The sequence below is a fragment of the Nostoc sp. C117 genome, from assembly GCF_043099735.1.
Lineage (GTDB): Bacteria > Cyanobacteriota > Cyanobacteriia > Cyanobacteriales > Nostocaceae > Nostoc.
In genome coordinates this window covers 200904-226439 of sequence record NZ_CP170989.1, presented here as the reverse complement: position 1 = coordinate 226439, position 25536 = coordinate 200904, and the positions used below count along the sequence as shown (strand labels likewise).

General features: G+C 41.2%; 12 protein-coding genes and 2 pseudogenes. All 14 read left to right on the top strand.

What is annotated here, in order from left to right; all coding sequences use genetic code 11:
• Positions 1 to 73 precede the first annotated feature (73 nt).
• The gene (locus ACFG4S_RS01015; protein ID WP_392529985.1) at positions 74 to 964 is read left to right on the top strand and encodes a hypothetical protein; all 891 of its coding nucleotides are present in this window, start codon (positions 74 to 76) and stop codon (positions 962 to 964) included.
• A 17-nt stretch (positions 965 to 981) separates the two neighbouring features.
• Positions 982 to 4773, top strand: coding sequence for a caspase family protein (locus ACFG4S_RS01010; protein ID WP_392529984.1), 3792 nt, complete (start codon positions 982 to 984; stop codon positions 4771 to 4773).
• Positions 4774 to 5040: 267 nt separating this feature from the next.
• Positions 5041 to 7047 (top strand): caspase domain-containing protein, encoded by a 2007-nt coding sequence (locus ACFG4S_RS01005; RefSeq protein WP_392529983.1) that lies wholly within the window; start codon positions 5041 to 5043, stop codon positions 7045 to 7047.
• A 57-nt stretch (positions 7048 to 7104) separates the two neighbouring features.
• A complete protein-coding gene (locus ACFG4S_RS01000) occupies positions 7105 to 11244 on the top strand; it encodes a caspase family protein (protein ID WP_392529982.1) in 4140 nt (1379 codons plus the stop codon).
• 505 nt (positions 11245 to 11749) lie between these two features.
• Entirely contained in the window at positions 11750 to 11941 is a 192-nt protein-coding gene (locus ACFG4S_RS00995; RefSeq protein ID WP_392529981.1) for a hypothetical protein, read from the top strand.
• 52 nt (positions 11942 to 11993) lie between these two features.
• Positions 11994 to 13988 (top strand): annotated as a pseudogene (locus ACFG4S_RS00990) (AAA-like domain-containing protein); the annotation flags it as partial.
• Positions 13989 to 14160: 172 nt separating this feature from the next.
• A complete protein-coding gene (locus ACFG4S_RS00985; protein WP_392529980.1) occupies positions 14161 to 15543 on the top strand; it encodes an AAA-like domain-containing protein in 1383 nt (460 codons plus the stop codon).
• A gap of 668 nt (positions 15544 to 16211) precedes the next feature.
• Positions 16212 to 17039 (top strand): annotated as a pseudogene (locus ACFG4S_RS00980) (IS5 family transposase); the annotation flags it as partial.
• A gap of 135 nt (positions 17040 to 17174) precedes the next feature.
• Positions 17175 to 17741 (top strand): ferric reductase-like transmembrane domain-containing protein, encoded by a 567-nt coding sequence (locus ACFG4S_RS00975; RefSeq protein WP_392529979.1) that lies wholly within the window; start codon positions 17175 to 17177, stop codon positions 17739 to 17741.
• Between the two features lie 77 nt (positions 17742 to 17818).
• Positions 17819 to 18844 (top strand): WD40 repeat domain-containing protein, encoded by a 1026-nt coding sequence (locus ACFG4S_RS00970; protein WP_392529978.1) that lies wholly within the window; start codon positions 17819 to 17821, stop codon positions 18842 to 18844.
• A 422-nt stretch (positions 18845 to 19266) separates the two neighbouring features.
• Complete coding sequence (locus tag ACFG4S_RS00965; protein WP_392529977.1) at positions 19267 to 20898, top strand: phage tail sheath family protein; 1632 nt, start codon at positions 19267 to 19269, stop codon at positions 20896 to 20898.
• A gap of 10 nt (positions 20899 to 20908) precedes the next feature.
• A complete protein-coding gene (locus ACFG4S_RS00960) occupies positions 20909 to 21376 on the top strand; it encodes a phage tail protein (RefSeq protein WP_334732402.1) in 468 nt (155 codons plus the stop codon).
• Between the two features lie 70 nt (positions 21377 to 21446).
• Complete coding sequence (locus ACFG4S_RS00955) at positions 21447 to 22184, top strand: phage baseplate protein (protein ID WP_392529976.1); 738 nt, start codon at positions 21447 to 21449, stop codon at positions 22182 to 22184.
• On the top strand, positions 22184 to 25534 hold the full coding sequence (locus ACFG4S_RS00950) for a hypothetical protein (RefSeq protein ID WP_392529975.1): 3351 nt from the start codon (positions 22184 to 22186) through the stop codon (positions 25532 to 25534). Before ACFG4S_RS00955 ends, ACFG4S_RS00950 begins: the two co-directional genes overlap by 1 nt.
• The last annotated feature ends 2 nt before the right edge of the window (positions 25535 to 25536 follow it).

Genomic DNA, 25536 nt, shown 5'->3' with positions numbered 1-25536 from the left:
ATTTAATCCACATTCCTAACTGATTCATCCCACATTTATGCAACGCCTGCCACAATTGTAATGTCAAATACTTATGATGAAAAATTTTCATAAAACATTGGCGGTAATAGTGATTATAGCAACTTTCACAAGTGGCTGTAGGTCTACAGATGAGTATAAAAAATTTGCCGAATCTGGAAAAGTTTTTGCTGAAGCTACTAATTCTCTATTAGACACTGCTGGTCAGATTAAAATCAAGACAACATCTGAACAAGTATTAAAGAGCAGAAGAGATAGGGCACAAGTTAATGGTAATAAACCTGCTGACGGAATTGTTAATACCTATAATAACTTGTCAGAACAAGATAAAAAACGGCTTTCACTTCTCAATGAACTTCGTAAGCATAATGAGTTATTGCAAGCATACTTTAGTAAACTTATAGAGCTAGCTGATTCTGACTCTCCAGTTAGAACTGAGAAAGCAGTTGGAAATATAACTGCTCAGTTAGAGGGAAGTGGTAGCAAACTTATAAATTTAAGTCCCATCAAAGTTGATCAGTTGTCATTAGTCACTAAGATAGATCTTGATTCTCGGATTAATGGCTCACTTAGAAGAGAATTAGAAAAACGAAAATACACAATTTATCGAGAAATAACAATACAAGAAAAAGTCCTAAAATTCATCAGTGAATTAGTGGAACAAGATGTCGTCACACTGCAAGATTTACAAGAACAACGCCTTCTAATTGAACCTCTTAAGTCAGAAAATATAGATGAAAATGAATGGAGCGAGACAAGATTAACTGTTCTAACACAGAATGCTCAGATAATATTAGCAATAGATAAAGCAAGTAATAATTTAAATCAATTTAAAGAGCTTTTTATTGCTTCTATTGAAGGACAATTAACTAGTAAACAACTAAATAATTTTATACAGGAAACTAATTTCTTCTTGGTATTTATTCCCGAAAAAAATAGTCATTAATTAGGAGGATTTAATTTATGTCTACTGATTCTGAAGCAGCACTTAAAGAATTAAAAATAATCTACAGAAAACTTAATAACATAAATATTAACGATGTCGAACCAGGGAAGAGATTAGCTTTTATCAATAAACGAGATAAACTTGCTACTGAAATTGGGAAATTAGAAAATAGAATATTAGAAAGACTTTCAGCAGACCTACGATTAAATGAACCTTCGTTTCAAAAAGGAATAGACAACTTAAACCGCGAAATTGAAGCAGCTAATAGTATAGCTAAAATTACAGAGGCAATTGATGGAATCCTTAGTATTGTTACTGCGGTGTTGACTCCGGCGCGAGGAATCGGAAGTCGGAAACTATATGCTTTGCTTGTGGGAATCGACAACTATCCCAACCCTAATCATCGCCTCCAAGGGTGTGTAAACGATATTACAGCAATAGAAGAATATCTAAACGAACGATTTGACAAACAAGAATACCAACTGTATTTACAAACACTTAAAGATGAACAAGCAACCCGTGAGGGTGTTATTGATGGCTTTCGCAACCATCTTTGTCAAGCTGGAGAAAACGATGTAGTTTTGTTCTATTACAGTGGTCATGGTTCCCAAGAATTAGCACCAAAGGAATTTTGGCACATAGAACCAGACCATCAGGATGAAACTTTAGTATGCTACGACAGCCGTACCGAGAACGGCTGGGATTTGGCAAATAAAGAATTGGCACTACTAATTGCGGAAGTAGCAGAAAAAAAGCCGCATCTGACCATTATTCTAGATTGTTGCCACTCTGGTTCCGGCACCAGAGACCCAATGCAAGAAGCTAAAGAACGACGCTTAAACACAGACAAGCGAGAACGTCCACTGAATAGCTTTATTTTTAAGCTGGAAGATTTAGAGAAACTATCAGATTTTCGTGACCGTGACCCCGAAAAACACCCGACTGGCTGGAAGATACCCACAGGTCGTCATGTTCTTTTAGCAGCTTGTCGAGACTACGAAACAGCAAAGGAATATCCTGGTAAATGTCGGGGTTATTTCTCTTATTTTTTGATGGATACACTTTCCAAAGCCAACGGAAAGCTGACTTATCGGGATTTATTTGCACGTACAAATGCCATTGTTCGCAGTGAAAGGTCAGATCAGTCTCCACAATTGGAAGTAAATCACATTGAGGATGATAACAAATTTTTCCTCGATGGTGCGATCGCTGAAATTGAACCCTACTTTATTGTTCTGCAAGATCAAACCTCTGGCTGGGTGATTGAAGGTGGTGCTGTCCACGGAGTGCAACCACCCAAAGATAGCGAAACTACTTTACTGGCACTGTTTCCTTTTGATGCCACTATGGATGATTTGCGCGACCCCTCAAAGTCTGTGGGTAGAGCAAAAGTGACTCAGGTATTGCCAACTAAGAGCAAGATAGATATCGAAGGAGTGCAAAACCTGAAAAGCGAAAGCGATCGCACTTTTAAAGCAGTTGTTACCAGTTTACCACTACCGCCTTTAGGGGTTTACTTTGAGGGAGATGAAGCAGGTGTAAATCTGGCGCTTAAAAAGCTCAAAACAGCCGGACTTAATGGTAAACCATCAGCCTATGTCTGCGAGTCACAAGAAGTTGGCAAAGCCGATTTTCGCCTGTTGTGTCGCAATAATCAGTATATAGTAAGCAAACCAACAGATGACCGACCCCTAGTAGCTCAAATTGATGATTACACTCCAGACAATGCAGACAAGGCAATTAAACGCTTAGAACATATTGCTCGTTGGATAACAATTGCTCAACTTGCAAATACTGCGGCGACTCAAATTAAACCTGGTGACGTGAGGATGGAACTCATCTTTGTTGATGAGGATTTATCACAATCAAAGCAGATACGTTTGCAGTACAAGTATAAAAATGGTGAATGGCAAAAACCGGAATTTAAACTTAAACTTACCAATACAACTAGAAAGCCACTTTACTGTGCTTTGGTCAACCTTTCAGATAGTTTTGCTATTAGCACCCCGTTTTTTGAAGCAGGTAGTATTAGGCTGGAAGCAGGAGAAGAAGCTTATGCTCTAATAAATGGACAGGAATTGGTGGAACTCGAAGTCCCTGATGAGTATTGGAAACTCTTAATTACCGAGTACAAAGACATTCTTAAATTGATTGTGACCAAGGAGGAATTTAATGTCAGATTGCTAAATCAGGATAAACTTGATGCTCCTCGACCTATAACTAGAGATATAGAATCCCCAAATCAAAGTAGTCTTGAGCGTTTAATGACTCGCACGCAAGATCGCGAACGCGAAATGGGAGCGGCTAAGAGGTTTGATGATTGGTACGCTGAGGAAATCACAATCACTACAGTCCGTCCTTTAGATTCTAGCCCAGTTTCTCAGGAACAAGAACAACAATTAGCGGGAGGGGTGAAGTTACAACCCCATCCCAGCTTAGTAGCAAATGTTCGCCTTACAACTACACCACAAGTCAGCCGAGATTTAGGTAATAAAATTGTCCCCCCGATTTTACGAGAAAATCCAGAAGTTATTCGACCCTTCCAATTTACTACCAGTCGCGGTACAGACCCAGGATTAAGTGTACTGGAACTGAGCAACGTTAAAGACCACGAAGTTGTCACCCCAGATGCACCTTTAAAATTATTAGTTGATGGACAATTAGCAAACAATGAATACCTGCTTCCTGTGGGTTATGATGGTGAATTTTTTTTACCTTTAGGTCGCGGAAAAGCAACCGGAGATGGCATCGAAATTGAGTTAGAAAGATTACCAGCCCCCGTTAGCGAGGGAGAACGTAGTTTAGAAGGTTCTATTCGCATCTTTTTTCAAAAAGTGATCAGCCAGGGTTTGGGACGAGAATTTGAATATCCGATTTTAGCAGTAGCCTCCGTGGGAGAGGACAAGAAAGTAACCTATAACCACGATGAGAATTATGTTAAGCAGCAGATAGCGCAAGCAAAACGAATTGCCCTCTACATCCACGGGATTATCGGCGATACTGAAAGTTTAGTGTCTACAATCAAACAACCTGTATTGCAATCGGATGGGCAAAAGTCTTCCATCAGCGAACTTTATGATGTAGTTCTCACTTTTGATTACGAAAATCTGAATACTAATATTGAACAGAATGCCCAACATTTAAAACGACGACTAAAAGATGTGGGTTTATCAGAAAATCACGGGAAAGAATTACACATTATTGCTCATTCAATGGGTGGTTTGGTATCTCGCTGGTTTATTGAGCGAGAAGGAGGTAATAAAGTTGTCCAACACCTGATTATGTTGGGTACACCAAATGCAGGTTCTCCTTGGGCTGTGGTGGAAGATTGGGTAAAATTGACTCTGGGTATTGCACTCAACGGTCTTTCTACAGTTGTTTGGCCAGCAAAAGTGGTAGCTATATTGATGGGTACATTAGAAAAAAATATTCGGGTAGCCCTAGCCCAAATGAACCCAACTTCTGAGTTTATCAAATCTCTCGCTGAGAGTGACGACCCTGGCATTCCCTACTCAATTATCGCTGGTAATACCTCTATTATTCCCGCAGCATTAGAACAAGAAGTAGAGAGAGCATCGATCATAGAACGGCTACAACAACGTTTATTTAAGAAAGTTGTAGAATTGCCCTTTTTTGGCACACCGAATGATATAGCAGTCATTGTGGATAGTATCATGAGTATTCCCAAAGGGCGATCGCACCCTCCCAACATTCAAGAAGTACCTTGCGATCACCTGAGTTACTTCCTGAGTGAACCTACCACAGTTGGCTTAGAAGCTTTGGTTGCAGCGATTAAAATTTTGATGTGATATTTCCCGAAATAACTCGATAACAATCGGTAGCTAGACTTGTCCAGGGATAAATCCGGATACAAGCTCCGCATTTATCGCTCGAGAAGAGCTAACTTTTCCTGATTTCAAAGTTAAAATTGGGGACTAAACCGATTAATATCGATGATTTGCCAGAAAAGACCTACCTTCGCTACCGAACGACCTTAAGGGTGCAGAGGTGAATGCCAAATATGAACATCTACGCTGATTTGCCGTTTATCGTCAAAAATTAGGGTTGCTATCTATATGAATCTGAATATCTACGCATTACTAGTTGGTATTGATGAATATCTAAATGTTTCTCCATTGCAGGGCTGTATAAATGATGTAACTGCAATCAAAGAATACTTAGAAGGGCGGGTTGATACTGATGGATACCAATTACATCTACGTACACTATTGAACAAAGATGCTACCCGACAAGCAGTCATTGATGGTTTTCGTCAACACCTGTGCCAAGCTAATAGTGAAGATATAGTATTTTTCTACTACGCAGGACATGGTTCTCAAGAGGAAGCCCCGGAAGAGTTTTGGACTATAGAACCAGACCGACTCAATGAAACTCTCGTTTGTTACGACAGCCGCAGTCCAGGGGGTTGGGACTTGGCAGATAAAGAATTAGCAAAGCTGATTGCAGAGATAGCCCAGAAAAACCCTCAAATTACAATCATTATGGACTGCTGCCACTCCAGCTCTGGCACCCGTGGTGATATGGAAGCGGACACCGCAGAGCGTCTGGCTCCTATTGATAAAAGAAAACGCCCCTTAGAAAGCTTTATCTTTTCCAATAAAGATGCCGAGCAACTATTAACTGAGCGCAGTCTGACAAAAAATACCACTAGCTGGACTTTCCCACGCGGAAAACATATTTTTCTAGCAGCTTGCCGCGATCGCGAAACAGCGAAAGAATATAACGGAGGTGGGCAAAGTCGGGGAGCATTTTCTTATTTCTTACTCGATACCTTGAAAAAAGCTAATGGCAGTTTAACTTATAGAGATTTATTCAAACGCACTAATGCTTTAATTCGCAGTAAAGTTGCAAATCAATCCCCCCAATTAGAAGCAACAGTACTAGATGATTTAGAACAACCGTTTTTGGGAGGAGCGATCGCCGGACGCAAACCCTACCTGACTGTCAGTTATCACAAAGATCATGAGTGGATAGTTGATGGAGGTGCGGTTCATGGAATTCCTCAACCTTCTCTTGATGAAACAACCGAACTTGCATTATTCCCCTTTGACAGTTTCCCCGAAAGGATGCACGAATTATCAACAGCCATAGGTGAAGCTAAAGTCATTGCAGTTATGCCCCAAATGAGTCTAGTCCAGATTAGTGGTATTGAAACTTTAGAATCAGGGATGACTTTTAAAGCAGTTGTCACTAGTCTACCTCTACCGCCTAAGGGTGTTTTGATTACTGGTGAAGAAGCAGGAGTAAAATTAGCTCGCGCCGCACTGCTGACCATTGGAACTGGAAATCAGCCCTCACTATACCTTCAGGAAGTTGCAAAGACTGAAAATGCCGAATTTAAATTACTGGCTCACAATGGGCAATATTTAATTACTCGCCCAGCCGATGACCGTCCAATAGTGGCTCAAATCCAGGGTTATACAGAAAAAAATGCCTTGCAAGCGATCGAGCGATTGGAGCATATTACCCGTTGGACAAATATTGCTGAACTCTCTAGCCCTGCTACCAGTAGCATTCAAGACGATGCAGTCCAAATGGTAATTTATCAGGAGGGGCAAGAGGTTAAAGATGCTCAGATTAACTTGCAGTATCAACAGCAAAATGGTTTGTGGAAAAGTCCGACTTTTAAAGTAAAACTCAACAATACTAGCAATCAAGAACTTTTTTGCGCTCTCCTGGATTTGACAGATAGCTATGCAGTTAGTCCAGAATTATTAGAAACCGGAGGTGTTTGGCTCAAACCAGGGGAGTCAGCTTGGGCATTGGGAGGTGAAAATATCTATCCGACAGTGCCAGAAAAACTTTGGAAACAGGGAATAACTCAGAGCCAAGATATTCTCAAACTAATTGTTAGTACTGCTGAGTTTGATGCTACCTTGCTAAGACAAAATGAGCTGGACTTGCCTTTCTTCCCAGAAAGAGAAGTAAACAGAGGGCGGGGAACCCTAAACCGTTTGATGAAGCGTGTGCAATCCCGCGATCTCAGAGCCGCACCAGAGCAACTGTATGATGACTGGATTACTAGTCAAATCAACATTACTACAGTGCGCCCCAAACCATAACGCTAATTTTAAAACCCTCATCTGTGTTTTTGAATTATCCCTAAAGGAACTGTTTTTATGTCTGAATTTTCTAGAAACATAGCATGTATCATTGGCATTAATAATTATACAAACGGTATTTGCCCTCTACACAATGCTGTTAATGATGCCAAAGAGCTAGTTGAAATACTGCAACAAAAGCATGAATATAAAGTATGGGTGTGTTTGAACGAAGAAGCTAGCCTGAAAAATTTCAATGAACTTTTAGAAAAAATACTACCAGAACAAGTAAGTGAAAATGACCGCTTGCTATTTTACTTTGCCGGTCATGGGATAGCCCAGAATGGCGATGATGGTCCAGAAGGTTATCTGATTCCCCAAGATGCCAAACTGGGAGATGTTCAAACCTATCTACCGATGACTAAGTTGCAGGAATCCTTGAGTAAATTACCGTGCCGTCATTTTTTGGGAATCCTCGACTGCTGTTTTGCTGGAGCGTTTCGCTGGTCAAGCAACAGAGATTTATTAACTGCGCCAGAAGTCATCCACAAAGAGCGTTATGACCGTTTTATTAGTGACCCAGCTTGGCAGGTGATAACTAGCGCAGCTTCTGACCAAAAAGCCTTAGATGCCTTTGCACTTAACTCAGAACGCGGCTCATATGGCAGCCATTCCCCTTTTGCTGCGGCATTAATCGAAGCACTTGTAGGTAAAGCTGATATCTATCCTCCTGCTACCAATGGCAAACCCTCAGGAGATGGGGTCATCACTGCTACCGAACTCTACTTATATATACGGGATACAGTTGAACCAGCCACTCAAGGAAATCGCCAACGGCAAACCCCTGGTATTTGGCCTCTGAAGAAGCATGATAAAGGGGAGTATATTTTTCTTTCCCCCGGACATCCACTCAACTTACCGCCAGCACCACCTCTGGATGCTTCAAAAAATCCCTACCGAGGTTTAGAATCTTATAACGAGGAACACAGCCAACTGTTTTTCGGGAGAACTGAACTGGTAGAAAAGTTACATAATTTTGTCAAAACTCATCCCTTAACAGTGGTGTTGGGTGCTTCGGGTTCGGGTAAATCTAGTTTAGTCAAGGCAGGATTAATTCCCCAACTGCGGCAAGATAATACTGAACAATGGTATATTCTGCCACTCATGCGTCCGGGTGAGACTCCTATGCTTGCGTTAAATAATGCTTTGAAAAATGCCCAATTACCAGAGGTAGTAGCCCAAAACCTACAACAGAGCCTGGCGATGAGCATTCATGCTTTGGGAAAAAATCACCCCAACTCCAAGTTATTACTGTTTATCGACCAAAGCGAAGAAATTATCACCCTCTGTCAAAATGAAGATGAGCGCAAAGAGTTTTTTCAACAGATACTCAAAGCAATCAATGTCCATCGTGATAGATTGCGGGTAGTATTATCCCTACGCTCTGACTTTGAACCCCAACTCAGAGATGCTGGCTTAAAGTTTGTTGACCGCACAGTCAATAACTTAGAAAATACGGAACTGAAAAATCGTTGGTACAGTGGACGATTTATTATACCAGCCATGACACGAGGAGAACTGCGGCAAGCGATTGAGAAACCCGCAGAAACACAGGTGATGTATTTTCAGCCCCATGAACTAGTAGAACAATTGATTAATGAAGTAGCAAATATGCCGGGAGCATTGCCCCTGCTTTCTTTTGCCTTGAGCGAACTTTATCTCAAGTATTTAAAGCGACAACGGGATGCACAAAACAGAAGTATAACGATTGACCGGGCGCTGACGCAAGAAGATTATCAAGATTTGGGAGGAGTCATCCAATCACTGACTCAAAGGGCTGATGAAGAATATGAGACGTTAGTTAAAGAAAATCCGGCTTATGCCCAAATCATCCGCCATGTGATGCTGCGGATGATAGCCCTTGGGGGAGGCGAGTTAGCACGCAGACGAGTACCGCTATCGGAACTAGAATATCCGCCAGAGAAAAACTCTTTGGTTAAAGAAGTAATTGAACGCTTTACCAAAGCACGGTTACTGGTGAAAGGAGAGGATACTGATGGGAATCCCTATGTAGAACCTGCCCATGATGCTTTGGTGCGGGGATGGCAAAAGCTGTTGATGTGGAAACAAGAGGAGCAAGAAAGTTTAGTGCTGCAACAGCGATTAACTCCTGCGGCGACGGAGTGGAATAGCATTAAAAATAAGGACAAAGAACAGCCAAAAGGGATTCTAGACAAAGCCGATCCTATTTTGGATTGGTTAAATCAACGACTATTATTCCCAATCGAAAACAAATTGAGTAAAATTCCTGCTCAATTTTCCCGACTTCGACGGCAACCGCAGAATCAGCAAGGGCAATCGAGAGAGAAACCAGTACAGTTTCTGTGGAATGCGAATCCTTATCTCGAAGTATTGGATAAAGAACTCAATTCCGATGACAACTGGTTTAACCAGGTAGAAACAGAGTTCGTGCAGCAAAGCGTTTGGAAAAGACGCTGGAATCTCTACTTGGTTCGGGGTTCTGTAATTTTGTTCACAGCCGCTGTGTCTGTAGTTGCTTATGTGCAATGGAAACAAAACCAAGAGGCTCAAAGCATGAACTTGGCTGCATCTTCAAGAGTACGCTCTCCCTTCGAGCAACAGTTAGATGCGTTAGTACAAGCTATCAAATCGGGTAAGACACTGCGAGGAGTGCCTGGAGCAAATAAAGAAGCGACTTATAAGGTTGTGGCTGCCCTACTTCAGACACTTTCCAATCTTAAAGAGCGTAATCGTTTTTTTCAAAGACAGCCATTCCGCCACTTATTAGGATTCAGCTTCAGTCTCGATGGCAGCACTCTAATTTCAAAGACTGAAGGTGAAGAAATTCAATACTTTAGCTTACAGGGTAAGGAAATATCGGCACCCAATGATATTAATAACTCTAGATTGGGAGACTGTGAACCTACAATTATAGAGAGTTCCACATCAAAAAATGGTTTTACTAGAAATATTCTCAGCCCAGATCAAAAATTACAAGTTAGTTGGGATGACGAGGGTTTTATTACACTTTCACAGCGAGATAATTATAGAAAATGGACAGTCCAGGCGTATGCTGGTGGACATTCCGATGGGATTTCTTGTGTCTGTTTTAGCCCCGATGGACAGATGTTTGCTTCCGTAAGTACAGACGGAACGATTAAATTGTGGAGCGTGGAAGGCATACAAATGAAAAAATTTAAAGCTTATAATTCTTCGGTAAATAGTGTTCGCTTCAGCCCGGACGGAAAGACTCTGGCTTCAGCAGGTAATGACAAGATGATAAAAATTTGGAGTTTGGAGGGTAAGAAACTTAAAACACTCCAGGAAGATACTAGCGATAGTAATAGTGTTTCTATCCTCAGCTTTAGTCCAGACGGCAAGACTTTAGCATCTGCAAATGATAGCGGTAATAGATCTATTACACTTTGGAGTTTAGAGGGCAAGGAACCTAAGATCCTTAATGTGGAAAATGGAACGAATGATATCAGTTTTAGCTCAGACGGTAAGATGCTAGCTTCTGCTAGTAACGACGGTAGCATCAAATTTTGGAGATTGGATGGAAGTTCAGCTAGACCACCAATTCCAGTGCTTAAAAATTTAGTAAATAGTGTCAGTTTCAGTCGTGATGGTAAGATGTTGGTTTCCTCTGGTAAAGACGGGTGGATTAAACTTTGGAACCTAAATAAAAGTGTCAGCCAGCCGGAGAAAGCGTTTCAAGCTTATACAGGTCCCGGCTTATCTGAGACGGCCAGATTTAGCCCTGATGGCAAGAGCCTGGTTGTCGATCATGATCCTGATGGGAATAAAATAAAATTCTTCAGGATTTCCGACCACGCAAAATTGAGAAGCTTTGAGGGAAATATAGCTAGTTTTAACCCTGATGGCAAGATGCTTGCTATCGGGAGTGATGAAAATGGCGACATTAAATTGTGGAGTGCCGATGGTGAGGAACTAGCCACCATTCAAGGACAGAACAACTTTGCTGTCAAGAGCCTTGACTTTAGCCCCGACGGTAAGACACTGGCATCGGCAAGTGAGGATGGTACTATTGTCTTGTGGAACCTAGATTTAGACCAACTTTTAGCACAGAGTTGTGATTGGGCACGGGACTATCTGGAGAATAACCCCAAAGTCAGTGATAGCGATCGCCATCTGTGTGACGATGTACCACCAACTGCTGCTAATCCCAACAACTAGGTTTAGGTGAGAGCGATCGCTATCTCTGTGAAGGAATTAAAGCTTCTCAGTTGCTAGAACAAACGCAGAAAACTAGTACAGGTGAAACAATTGCAGTATCAGCTACCAGTAGTTTAAGTGTGTCAAAAGTAGTTGGTAAGTGAGCGATCGCTATCTCTGTAACAATGTACCATCGACCCCTGCAAATCCCAACAAGTATAGGATTTACGCACTCGTGACGAAAAACTAAGCCTTTGCGATTACTTCGCTTCGCTCGTAATCACGTAAAATCGTAGTCCGTGCGTAAGTCCTAAAGTAGATTGAGATAAAAGCGATCGCCATCTGTGTGACGATGTATCACCAACTGCTGCAAATCCCAACAACTAGGTTCAGGTGAGAGCGATCGCCATCTCTGTGAAGAAATTAAAGCTTCTCAGTTGCCAGAATAAACGCAGAAAATTAGTACAGGTGAAACAATTGCAGTATCAACTCCCAGTATTTTGGGTGTGTCAAAAGTAGTTGGTAAATGGTGAGTATTCAAGCCCAATATGCTTTATTACAAATGCAACAAAAGGGCTATATTCTTCAAGAAGATAACTCTCTGGCATCGCACTTAGACATCTTCTGTCATCATCTTAATATTGCTCCCACAGTAGCCCATCAAGGATTGCGATCGACTAAAGTAGCAGTAAAAGCATTAGGTTCGGTTGCTGCTTAAGACCTGATTGCTGTGCTTGAGTCTCTGCAAATTCAAGTAGCAGACGAAGGTGATTGGACAACTATACATGAAAAATGCCCATCATTGTTATAGTCGCTGGGGTGCAAAAGCCAAAGTTAAAGCCCTAGAATTGGAGTACCCACAGTTTCTAATGGATATAAACAACCGAAAAGAAGATCAAAGCATTAATACAACTGAATCTACTGGTAGTACAAATCCTCAAGTACTCGATCTGATGACAGTTACCAAAGCCTCTCAAGTATTAGCTAGCGAAATTAAATTGGATCAACTGCTGGCTAAGTTAATGAAAACTGTAATTGAAAATGGCGGTGCTCAAAAAGGCTTTCTGATATTGGAAAAAGATAGTAAATGGGCGATCGCAGCTGAAAGTACAGTAGATTCTGATGATGTTACTTTACTCCCATCGCTTCCCATAGACTCTGTAGATGGCGATCGCCAGACACCTATCCTACCAGTTGCGATCGTGAACTATGTTGTCCGTACTCAAGAAAATGTAGTTCTTAATAACGCAACCGTTGAAGAACAGTTTATCCGCGATCCCTACATCGTCGCCACTCAACCAAAATCGATTCTCTGTACTCCTTTGTTAAATCAAGGCAAACTAAGCGGTATTTTATATCTAGAAAACAATTTAACCACAGATGCATTTACCAGCGATCGCATTGAGGTTTTAAGAATTCTTTCGGCTCAAGCTGCTATCTCCATAGAAAATGCCCGTCTGTACGCACAGTTAGAAGATGATAACCGAAATCTAGAGATGAGAGTAGACGAGCGCACTCAAGAACTCTCAAAAACCCTAGAAATTCTCAAAGCTACCGAAGCCTATTTGAATAATAGGAATAGGCATAGATTTTTAAACTCACTAACCCTAGAAAATCTCAAAGCCACACAAGCCAAACTACTCTTTGAAAACGAGTTACTCAAAAGTAGTGAACAACCTTCTACCTTTGACTATCAAGTGGGAGGAAGTTTGCCGATGGATTCCCCTACTTATGTTGTGCGTTCAGCAGACCGTTATCTCTATAAGGCATTGAAGCGCGGGGAATTTTGTTACATTCTCAATCCTCGGCAGATGGGCAAGTCAAGTCTGATGGTACGCATGATACATCACCTCCGGCATGAGGGATTTAGCTGCGGGGCGATCGATCTGACCCGTATTGGTAGTGAAAACGTCACGCCTGACCAATGGTACAAAGGCTTAACAGTAGAGCTATGGCGAAGTTTTGGTTTGTTAAAAAAGGTTAATTTAAAAACTTGGTGGCAAGAGCAAGGAGATATTTCTCCGGTTCAGAGGTTGAGTCAATTTATTGAAGAAGTTTTGCTAGTTGAAGTTGCTCAAGAAAATGATACTATACATAAAAAGTTGATAGTTTTTATCGATGAAATTGATAGTTTCTTAAGTTTAAAATTCCCAGTTAATGACTTTTTTGCGCTAATTCGCTCTTGCTATAATCAGCGTAGTATTAATCTAGAGTATCGACGTTTAACCTTTGCTCTTTTTGGAGTAACTACCCTTGGTGACTTAATTAATGACCACCAAAGAACGCCTTTTAACATCGGTCAGACCATTGAATTAGAAGGGTTTAAAGAGCATGAAGCGCAACCTCTACTTCAAGGATTGACCGAGAATATAAGCAATCCTCAAACAGTTTTAAAAGAAGTGTTAGCCTGGACTAATGGGCAGCCCTTTTTGACTCAAAAGCTCTGTAGATTTATCCGCAATTCTTCATCTCCTATCCCTAACAATAGAGAAGCTGAATGGATTGAAAATTTGGTGCAAAGGTCGGTAATACAAAATTGGGAATCACAGGATGAACCAGAGCATTTAAGAACCATCCGCAATCGCCTTCTCAAAAGTAAACAATCCGTTCGGTTGCTAGAACTCTACCGTCAAATTTTGCATCAAGGAGAGATTATTGCAGTTGATAGTTCAGAGGAAAGAGAATTGCTTTTGTCAGGGCTAGTAGTCAAGCAACAGGGAAAATTGAGAGTTCAGAACCGTATTTATGAATCTATTTTTGTTTGATTTACGAAACTTTTGTTTAATCTGGAAAGTGAAAGAAGAGGTCTATACTTCTAGATAATTTAATTTGTCTAAACAATACTATTGTACTAATAAATGGCAGATATTGTGTTACTTGCGTAACTCCTGTTGTCTTGACTGTTATCTTTATTAGTAGCATTAGCCTGTAATCTCTATGAACCTTGATAGTCTGTTTGAGATTGTTGATCGCCTGCTAATTGAGAGCCACAATCGCCCCCTTAATTCCCCCGAAAATCTGATTCTGCGTGGGATTTGGCAGTATAAAACTTATAACCAAATAGCTATAGAGGCAGGTTATAGTCCTGGGTACTTTACCAATGTTGTTGCTCCAGAGTTATTTGGGCGACTCTCTGAGGTCATTGGCCAGCGCGTGACCAAGAAAAACTGTCAGGTGCTGCTGGAATCTTATGCCATCGTTGAAGCAGCTCCAAATACAAAACTTTTGAAACAAGACCTGACACAATTTTCCCCCACAGTTAATCAGGATACGTCACCTTCCTACCCCAGTGGCTCAGTTCCTCTCGCCTCTCCCTTTTACCTCAAACGTTCTTACCTTGAGGAGCAAATCTATCAAGAAATTAAGAAACCAGGAGCGTTAATCAGGATCAAAGCTCCCAGAGAAATGGGCAAAACTTCACTGTCGCTGAGGATTCTTGACTATGCCAAGCACCAGGGTTACTGCACTATCAGCTTGAATCTAGAACAAGTCGAGCAGACAATTCTGAGCGACTTGAATCAATTTTTGCGCTGGTTGTGTGCCAATATCGCCCGCCAGCTTCAGCTTCAACCAATGTTAGACGAGTATTGGGATGAAGATTTGGGAAGTAAAGTTAGCTGCACCGTCTACTTTCAAGAATATCTACTAGAGTCAATTAATACTCCCCTGATCTTGGCGTTGGATGAAGTGAACCATATTTTCGAGCATCCCCAAGTAGCGAAGGATTTTTTACCTCTGTTGCGTTCTTGGTACGAAGAAGCAAAAAGACTGCCCATTTGGCAAAAGCTTCGTTTAGTCGTTGTTCACTCAACAGATATTTATGTTCCTCTTGAACTTAATCAGTCTCCTTTCAATGTAGGATTACCGATTCAGTTAGACAACTTTAGCCAAGAAGAGGTACAACAGTTAGCCCAACGCTATGGACTCAATTGGACAGATGGAGAAGGAGCTAGACAATTAATGGCAATGGTCGGGGGACATCCGGCACTAGTAAATTTAGCTCTCTATCATCTGAGTCGAAACGAGGTAACTCTGTCGCAACTACTAGAAACTGCTCCCACTGCTAGCAAAATTTATTCAAATCACTTGCAGCGTCACTGGGCAACCTTGCAAAAACAGCCTGAGTTAGCACAAGCTTTTGATAAGGTTCTGAATGCCAATAAAGCTATTCTCTTAGATCCCATCCTTACTCATAAGTTAAGCAGTATGGGGTTGATTAAACTTTCTGGATCTGAAGCGATGGCAAGTTGTGAATTGTATCGGCGATTTTTTAGGAAAAAAGAGCAGCATTTTGTGTTGCAGAATAAAAATATGAACTAGTGCGATTGCTATAGAATGTCTAAGATGTGCATTAATCCGCATTGGCAAAAATAGTAAACAAAATAACTACTTTGTATTGTTAGACACAATAGTGATAAATCCTTGAGATGTACCACAGTTAATTTTCATGCTTGGGAATAATAGTTAGTTTACCTGACTTTCAGGCTTAATTGAAGTATTGATTTATGAGTAATAATATTGAGAGCGTCTACTTAATAACCTGAAGAAAAAAGCTCAAGCCTTTGGTTTAAAACTCACTTCTCTTTCTGACCCTACGCAATTGTTGAGAGTACAGGTGCTTAGTACAGATTTGCGTAAAATCATGGCGAATTGAGGGTTTAAATTTAAACACATAGGCGCTTCGCCTTCCCGCAGGGTAAAGGCGTAGAGGTAAGCGCAGAGGCACGCAGAGATTTCGCTATAAATTAATGAGATGTTGTACTTAGTTACAATTTATTTTAATAACATTGCTATTTAGGGATGTTATTTTTCATGAGTTTTACTATGAGTTATGGAATGAGTTTTATGAGTTTCAGAGTCTATAAGACAAATAATATTAAAAGTAATTCACTGCAATGTTAGAGGTTGTTTGAAAAGTTGGGAATGTTGTAAAAAAGCTCTCTCAGTATACGCTGTGAATAGATACTAAACAGCACCGAGAGAGTGGTATGAGTAAAGCATACAAGAGCAACCTAACCTTGGCACAATATAAATTTCTGAGTGACATGATTCCAGAGCCAAAACCGGGTGGTCGAAAGCGTGAAGTTGATATGTGGGAGGTTCTCAACGCGATTTTCTACATTTTGGTAGAAGGAGTCAGATGGCGATGCCTGCGGCGAGCTACGCTTACGCTCCCAGGAGATTTTCCTGCCTGGCAAACGGTCTATACATACTTCCGCAATTGGCGTAAAGACGGGACTTGGCTAAAAATCCACGATAATCTCCGAGAATGGGAACGCAAACGAACATCAACGTCATCCCAGCCCATCCGAGGCAATAATTGACAGTCAAAGTGTTAAAAGCGCAGCAATGGTGAGTCAGTCAGTTGGTTTTGATGCAGGTAAAAAGATCAAAGGACGTAAGAGATTTATGACCGTCGATACCTTGGGGTTGGTTTTAAGGGTTTTAGTCACCGCAGCCAATGTTGGTGAACGAGAAGGAGGAAAACGAGTTCTAAAACGAGTCAAACAGTCCAATCAAAAGATCTCTCGTTTGACTACTATCTGGGTAGATGGTGGTTTTGATGGAGAACCTTTCATGCAGTGGGTGATGAATTTTTGCCGTTGGATTGTACAAGTAGTGCTGCGATCGCAAGAGGCTAAAGGTTTTGTCTTGCTCAAAAAACGTTGGGTTGTAGAGCGGACTTTTGGTTGGTTGATGGGATGTCGCCGATTAGTTAGAGACTATGATTAGTTCGAGACTATGAGTTATTGCCCGCAACATCCGAGACTTTTATTTATCTTGCCATGATACGCATTATGGTTCAGCGATTAGCAGAATTTTTAACCTCTAAAAACTTTTCAAACAACCTCTTACGCTGGCAAGCTTTGACCTTCTTCGCTGATGTGGGTGTAGGAAATATTTAACTTATAAAAAAGTAGCTTTTATTGAAAAACTAAGGAAAATTGGTCATGGCAGCAATCGATACAGCACCCTTAGAAAACAGCCTGGGATTTCTAGCTTTAGGAGCTTATATTCTCACCTTAATGCCCACGAATCTCAGAATAATTTTTCCTCAAACTAAACAAGCGAACCTTCCCAAATGGCTGTTAAAATATCGGCGACTTATCGGTATTCTAGCTTTCTGCTTGGCTTTGCTTCACGCTTTCCTCTTAGTGAAAAAGAGAGACCTTGATTTTTTAGATCCCAATACCTATTGGATTTATATTCAAGGTGTATCTACCTTCATAATTTTTACTCTATTGGCAATTACTTCTAATGATTGGAGTGTCAAAAGACTGAAAAAAAATTGGAAGCGATTACATACGCTGACTTACTTAGCTATGTTCCTGCTCACTTGGCACGTTTGGGACAAAATGTTAGAGCATTGGAGCTATTTAACCCCGATTGGGCTAGTAGGGATTGTCACGACAACCCTTTTATTTTTAATGCGACGCTGGATTGAACATCGGAATAAACAACAAAAAGCGAAAGGAAAAGGGTTCTCATCTCAAATTCCAGAAAAAATTACTCTCTAGTACCGTTAGTCTCCGACACCATTACGCAGTGGGTACAAGTCAGATTATTCTCCCACTCGCACAAGGAATGTCCTGTTATGAGATCAAAACAAACTACCTGGAAATCAACAGCAGCATTGGCAATCAGCACCCTAACGATCTTGGTTGGTAGTAGCAGTTGTGCTAGCGTATTCTTCCACTTCCGAAACGCTAGTGTTGCTACTATCTCTGTTGCAACCACTCAACCCTTACGTTCTGTCCAAGGAAATTCAACTTGGGTTTACGCATTGGCAATCAGCCCTGATGGACGCTTCCTCGCCAGTGGCAGTTACGATAAAAAAATTAAAATTTGGGATCTGCCTAATAACACCTTACTCTATACTTTAGAAGGACACGGCGATGCAGTAGTAAGCCTTGCCATCAGTCCAGATAGCAAGCTGCTCGCTAGTGGCAGTTGGGATAACCGGATTAAACTCTGGAATTTAGAGACGGGGCAACTGCTTCGTACCCTAGATGGCCATACAGATGATGTAGAAGCTGTAGCCATCAGCCCCAACGGAAAGTGGTTAGCCAGTGGTAGTGCTGACACAACCATCCGCATCTGGAACGTGCAGACTGGCGTACAAGTTCATCAGTTATCGGATGGATTGTGGGTAAGAACTGTTGCTTTTAGTCCGGATGGGCAGACCTTAGCTAGTGGCAATGAGGGTGGTACACTCAAAATTTGGCGACTTATGGATGGTGCTGTTCTAAAAACCTTGAATGCTCATTCACAAGCTGTGCGCTCAGTGACTTTTAGCCCTGATGGATGGACTTTAGCGAGTGGCAGTGCTGATAGGACAGTCAAACTCTGGCAAATGCCCACTGGTAAATTGTTGCACTCCCTAATCGGACATTCAGGAGTTGTGTGGTCAGTGGCTTTCAGTCCCGATGGCAAGAGATTAGCTAGTGGTAGCAATGATAGCACTATCAAGTTATGGGGGTTGCCTGAAGGCAAACTCTTGGAGAATTTGATCGGGCATGAGCGAGGCGTGCGGTCAGTAGTTTTCAGACCGCATGGAAACATGATAGCCAGCAGCAGTGCCGACAAAACCATCAAACTCTGGTCTGTTCCTAAAGAGTGACAATAAGCTTTTAGAAAGTAAACAAATCTTTATGAGTAACAGTATTAAGAGCGCCTACTTAATAACCTGAAGAAAAAAGCTCAAGCTTTTGGTTTAGAACTCACTTCTATTTCTGACCCTACGCAATTGTTAAGAGTCAAGGTACTTAGTTACAAGTTATTTTAGTACTATTCCTATTTAAAGATGTTATTTTTCATGAGTTTTACTATGAGTTATGGGATGAGTTTTATGAGTTTCAGAGTCGATGAGACAACTAATATTAAAAGTAATTCGCTGCAATGTTATATCTAATACGAATTTGGCTTACTTGCTCGAATAACTTATTACTGATATTAAAATTTACAATCTATCTTAATTTTTTTATTTAAAAGTTGACTATTTTGTCAATTTGTAGGTTTTAATTCTTAGTCAGAGAACGAACAATGCCCATACAACCAACTTATCCAGGCGTTTACGTAGAAGAAATTCCGAGTGGAGTACGCACGATTACAGGCGTATCTACTTCTATTACTGCCTTTATTGGTCGCGCCTTACGAGGCCCTGTAGACGAGCCGATTACTATTAACAGTTATGGCGACTTTGAACGCATTTTTGGCGGATTGTGGCTGAATAGTACCCTTGGCTATGCTGTACGAGATTTTTATCTCAACGGTGGTAGCCAAGCAATTATTGTCCGACTCACTCACTCCAAGTTGAAACAGGCAGAAGGGCAAGCTCCAGCAGAAGGTCAAACTTCAGGGGAAACTGAACCCACAGCTAAGAAAGCACAACTAAATGTGAATGGTCTTAACTTAGAAGCAGCCAATGAAGGCAGTTGGGGAAATGCTTTGAAAGTGCGGATTGAATATGTAGATACTAATGTCAGACGTGACGCAAATGAGCAAAAACTATTCAACATTACAGTTCTGGATCAAAAGACAAGTCAATTAGAAGTATTTCGCAACGTATCGGTGCTGCCAAATCATCCAAGACGAGTAGATAAAGTTTTGTTGAATGAATCTTATTTCGTTCGATTTAGAGATGAATCTCTGCCAACAGACAGACCAGCTGCTCATGCTCAACCCGCACCTGATAAAAGATTGTGGGATGATAATAACGATACAAATACCAAAGCGGAACCAAACAGCGGTGCGGATGGTGACGATCTAGATGTGAACGACTTCACAGGGACAAATAAGGAAGCAAATAAACAGGGTCTTTACGCTTTAAATAAAGCCGACCTGTTTAATATGCTTTGTATTCCGCCTTATAAAAACGATGGCAATATAAATTATGATTCTTTAGTCGATCAAGCAGCAGAATTTTGTAAAGAGCGTCGCGCGTTTTTCATCATCGATCCGCCCAGTACTTGGACTGATAAGGATAAGGCCAAAGCTGGTATTCAGAACGATCTTGGTGAACCAACTAGTTATGCTGCTGTTTTCTTTCCTCGAATCAAGCAACCAAATCCTTTACGGGAAAATCAAATAGAAGAATTTGTTCCCTGTGGTGCGATCGCAGGCGTATTTGCTCGTACTGATGTTCAACGCGGTGTGTGGAAAGCTCCAGCAGGCACAGAAGCAACATTGACAGGTGTACCACAATTGAGTGTACCTCTAACAGATCCAGAAAATGGAGAATTGAATCCTCTAGGAATCAATTGTTTGCGAACTTTACCAGCTTATGGTCGTGTGATTTGGGGATCGCGGACGCGGAATGGAGATGACCGTCTGACGGATGAATGGAAGTATATTCCGGTTCGCCGTTTCGCGCTTTTCTTGGAAGAAAGTCTTTATCGCGGTACGCAATGGGTTGTCTTTGAGCCAAATGACGAGCCGTTGTGGGCGCAAATTCGCTTGAATCTTGGAGCTTTTATGCACACTCTCTTCCTTCAAGGAGCCTTTCAAGGTCGTAAGCCGGAAGATGCTTACTTTGTGAAGTGTGATAAGGAAACAACAATCCAAAATGATATTAACTTAGGAATTGTGAATATCATTGTTGGTTTTGCTCCTCTCAAACCTGCTGAATTTGTCATTCTCAAGATTCAGCAAATAGCCGGACAAATAGCAGTTTAAGGAGAAATATATGCCTTCTATTTCAGGTAAACGTTTAGACCTCTACAAAAACTTTAAGTTTGTTGTGAAATTCGCTGGTAAAGACGTGGCTGGGGTAAGTAAAGTCAGTGGTTTGAAGCGAACCACTGAGGTCATAGAACACCGTACAGGTGGCGACCCTAGCACTGTCTATAAGTCTCCAGGACAAAGCAAGTACGATGCCATCACCTTAGAACGAGGTGTTAGCAAAGATCCTGATTTTGAACAATGGGCAAACAAAGTCTGGGCGCTTGGTGGTAGTCCAGAAGTGTCTCTGGCAGATTTCCGTAAAGATATCACTATTGAGGTTCGTGATGAAGCTGGTCAAAAAGCGACTTCATATAACATTTTTGGTTGCTGGGTTTCAGAATATCAAGCATTACCAGACCTAGATGCTAGTGCTAATGCTGTCGCTATCGAGTACATAAAGATAGAGAACGAAGGTTGGGAACGTGCTTGATGATTAACTCGGCTTAGTTAATCAAGATTTAATTGTTTAACCAGCAGGAAATTAACTATACGATTCCTATATGCGATCGCTATCAGCCTCGGAACTGTTAAATGTCTGGGAGTGGGGACTTAATCAGCCATCCTGGTCTAAAGCAATCAAGCTACTAGCTAGTGCTTGTCCTGAAACCTCCATAGATATGCTTACTCAATTCAGTCTCGGTCAGCGTGATGCTATGCTGCTGACATTGCGGGAGTGGACATTTGGTTCACAACTGGTTAGTCAAGTCACCTGTCCAAACTGTGGTGAAGTCTTGGAACTCAATTTTGATATTGCAGATATTCGTGTAGCACCACTGTCACTTGAACCAGTTGAAAAATATTGTCTTGAGCTTGCTGATTATCAGGTGAGTTTTCGTCTACCAAACAGTTTAGATATGATAGCGATCGCTGAACACAAACAGCCAGAGATTGCTCAAGAGATTTTATTAGAACGCTGTATTTTGCAAGCAGTGTGTAACGGCGAATATCTGCTGTTTCAGCAATTACCATCTCATACTAGAGATGCAATTATTACCCAAATGGCTCAAGCTGATCCTCAAGCAAATGTGCCAATTGATATTTCCTGTTCCGCTTGCAACCACCAATGGCAATCATTATTTGACATTGTGTCGTTCTTCTGGGCTGAGATTAACGCTTGGGGATTTCGAGTGTTGCGAGAGGTACATACTTTGGCTGCTGCTTACAGTTGGCGTGAAGCTGATATTTTGGCGATGAGTCCCAGACGGCGACAATTGTATTTAGAGATGGTGACGGACTGATGAGCAATTATCTCTTTCATTTGGTAGCTAAAAGCTTTAACTTAATGGATACAGTTCAACCTCTTGTCTTATCAGTCTTTGAACCGTTACCAGAGTCTAACCTTGACTGGGAGCCATCGATTACCACAGACTCAACTGAGTTAGAAACAACATCAGAAGCGGAAAAATTTCCTAATTTTGACATTGTGCAGTTGTTGGAGAAGCGATGCCTGCGGCGAGCTTCTCTACGAGACGCTCCGCGAACGCTAACGCCTGCAACAATAGGGCAAATATCTGAAGAGATAACTAACCCCCTGTTAACTAATTTAACTTCAACACCTGTTGAATCTTCTCAACCAATACTAAAGTCAATTCCTAATTTAACACAAAAGCCTGACTTAGAATTATCCTCTAATTGGCCTTTTTTAGATTCAGTTCTAACTCAAATCAGCACTAATAATCAGCAATTTACTTCAAACCCAGAGCAAAAAAAAAGCACTACTCCACTAACTTTTCCTGCTGCTCAATTATCACAGAAACAATCAAGTAAAATTAATCATGTTGTTTCTTCTATCCAACCTTCAAACTCAGAGCAAAAAACAAGCAATACCACACTAGATTTGGTTTCTGGTCAGTTATCACAGAAACAACTAACTAAAATTAATCCTGTTGTTTCTTCTGTCCAAAGTTCAAATATAGTAAACTGGGAACGATTGATAACTCAACGTTTTGTAGAATCAGAAAGAGTTTCACCGACTATAAATCAAATAGTACCTAATCCCAAGACAGAGTTATGGAAGTCTGCACTTGTGCCACAAACAAAGACTTCCCTATCGAATCATCTCGTTTCTGTACACAACACAAAATCAAATACTTCTCTCTCTAACCCCATCTTTGAACAGAGGCAGATTCCACTTAAATCTTTCCCCCAGCAACTAATTACAATCAATCGTCTGGGTTTATCTTTGCAATCACCTTTAAAGTCAGATTTGCAAACATATTTCTCCGAAAACCCAACAAAGACAGTAATGTTTTCCTTTACTCCTCAAGAAAAAATATTTTTTTTACAAAATCTAAATCCCGCAATTTCAAGGACTGCAATCGCAAAGGAAAACAATACTCCTGTCTCAAATTTATTTGAGCAAGAATCAGGAAAATTTACAACTAAATCATTAAATAACCAATCAATTGGAATTAATCAATCAGCTTCTCCTAATTCCTTACTAAAAGTATTGTATTTGAGACAAGATATCCCGGAAATGCAAGCAGAAACCAGGACTATTCTATCAATTACTAGCGTTCTAAAACAGGGGAAATCTGCAATTGAAAATTTACATAAGCAACCTATAGAAAATAATTCAGTATTTATCCATTCTCAGTTACCACAGGTCGAAAATTCTCAGAATTTTCCTCCTCAACTCCAATCAGAATCAACAGCGATATCTACGACGGGAAACTCTTGGAGAGGCTACACCAACGCCTACGCACCTACTATTTCTCAAGTTCTGCCTTTAACACCTATGCTAGCAGTGGAAACTAGCACTCCCGCCTCAAATTCTGTAATTCAACCACAAGAACAACTTGTGAGTGAATTATTATCACAAAAGCGATCGCTACAAAGAAATGGGAATGTTTCATCTACTCAAGTGCAAAAGTTGATAAATTTACAGCCATCTATTCCAGAAAAACCTGTAGACAGCGCACCTGTTGCTAATCAAATATTGCCCACAAATCAAAAATCATTAACACCTGGGTTGACCCTAGAAACTAGCACTGCCGACTTCAGTCCTGTAATTCAACACCAAAAACAGTCTGCAAGTGAATTAGTACAACAGCAATTACCGCAAATAATTGGGAATGAAAATGTTTTATCTTTGCAAGTAAAAAAGCTCATTAATTCACAACTAGATTCCAACCAGTTTTTAGAAGAACCTGTGGCGATGTCTACGACGGGTAACTCTTGGAGAGGCTACGCCAACGCCTACGCATCTGCAAGTGAGCGGGTACTATCTTTAACACCTGTGCCAACTATGGACACTAGCATTTCCGCCTTAAGTCCTGTAATTCAACCACAAGTACAACATGGAGCGATACCTTCTCTTCTCTACGAGAGGCTGCGCCAACGAGACGCTACGCCTAGCTTGCTTCCCCGTAGGGGTACGGTAAGCTCCGCTAACGCATCTACTATTGATAGTACCTTAGCGAATTCACACAAACAGAGCTTAACACCTACAATTGCTACAGAAACAATTGCCGAACCCCAGGAAAAACTTACGTCTAATGTGCCAGAAAATCAGCAGAGGTTTGTCCACAAAAATGTTTCATCAATACAGCCAATTGTCGCAGATGCTTCTGCTAAACTATCTTCGCTTGAGACAAACAGTTCTACTGCACCATTCGTAAATAATCTATCATCATCTATCGCTTCACAACCGATAACTCAGCTAACTGCTATTAATTCAGATATAATACCAACTCCTGCTTTACATCCTTCAACCCTAGGAATTGACATACAATCACAAGTCAACTTTTCTGACTCTCACTTGTCTGATTTCCGTAGAGAAAAAGCTTCTGCTCAGGAAGTCGGCTTACAAAACTATAATAAGAGCGATCGCAAACATATTGATATCCAGAAAATTGGTGTTGTCGAACAGTGGGAGGAATTGGGGCAAGCTGGGGCAGAGATGAACGTTAATTACGCCTATCATCCCGCAAATATGCAACGCCAGAAAATTAATCCCAATGAAGGTATATTCACCAGCCCAGTTGAAAACTTAATATTACCCCAGAACCCATCCCCTAACCTCTCTATGTCTGCGGATAGATTTAAAAAGCGCCAACATATTGGTAGCCAGAAAATTGGTGTTGTCGAACAGTGGGATGAATTGAGACAAGGTGATGCAGAGATGAACGTTAACTACGCCCATCATCCCGCAAATATGCAACGCCAGAAAATTAATCCCAATGAAGGTATATTCACCAGCCCAGTTGAAAATTCAATATTACCTCAGAATACATCCCCTAACTTGTCTATGTCTGCGGATAGAGGTAAAGATGAAGTGAAGTCTTTGTACTTTACGCAACTAGAGGAATCTGATTTCAGACCGCTATCTCAGCCTATCAATGACCTCACTGTAAAAAATTTGTCAGTTGTTGCAGCTAGTAGCAAAAAAGCCCAGAAGCGTTGGCGAAGCCCGTCGCAGACATCACCAGTGGGTTTGGATACACCACCTGCGATTCAAGTCACAATTGGTCGGCTAGAAATTTGCAGCGCAGCCCCAGCACCACCTCCGCCTCGACCAAAGCCCCGGACAGAACCATCTGTGATGAGTTTGAATGAATACTTGCAGCGACGTGCCAGAAGGAGGTAAGC

Bases quoted from the DNA above. Each gene is read 5' to 3' on its own strand.
- ACFG4S_RS01015 (WP_392529985.1), top strand. From the start codon at position 74: ATGATGAAAAATTTTCATAAAACATTGGCGGTAATAGTGATTATAGCA.
- ACFG4S_RS01010 (WP_392529984.1), top strand. From the start codon at position 982: ATGTCTACTGATTCTGAAGCAGCACTTAAAGAATTAAAAATAATCTAC.
- ACFG4S_RS01005 (WP_392529983.1), top strand. From the start codon at position 5,041: ATGAATCTGAATATCTACGCATTACTAGTTGGTATTGATGAATATCTA.
- ACFG4S_RS01000 (WP_392529982.1), top strand. From the start codon at position 7,105: ATGTCTGAATTTTCTAGAAACATAGCATGTATCATTGGCATTAATAAT.
- ACFG4S_RS00995 (WP_392529981.1), top strand. From the start codon at position 11,750: ATGGTGAGTATTCAAGCCCAATATGCTTTATTACAAATGCAACAAAAG.
- ACFG4S_RS00985 (WP_392529980.1), top strand. From the start codon at position 14,161: ATGAACCTTGATAGTCTGTTTGAGATTGTTGATCGCCTGCTAATTGAG.
- ACFG4S_RS00975 (WP_392529979.1), top strand. From the start codon at position 17,175: ATGGCAGCAATCGATACAGCACCCTTAGAAAACAGCCTGGGATTTCTA.
- ACFG4S_RS00970 (WP_392529978.1), top strand. From the start codon at position 17,819: ATGAGATCAAAACAAACTACCTGGAAATCAACAGCAGCATTGGCAATC.
- ACFG4S_RS00965 (WP_392529977.1), top strand. From the start codon at position 19,267: ATGCCCATACAACCAACTTATCCAGGCGTTTACGTAGAAGAAATTCCG.
- ACFG4S_RS00960 (WP_334732402.1), top strand. From the start codon at position 20,909: ATGCCTTCTATTTCAGGTAAACGTTTAGACCTCTACAAAAACTTTAAG.
- ACFG4S_RS00955 (WP_392529976.1), top strand. From the start codon at position 21,447: ATGCGATCGCTATCAGCCTCGGAACTGTTAAATGTCTGGGAGTGGGGA.
- ACFG4S_RS00950 (WP_392529975.1), top strand. From the start codon at position 22,184: ATGAGCAATTATCTCTTTCATTTGGTAGCTAAAAGCTTTAACTTAATG.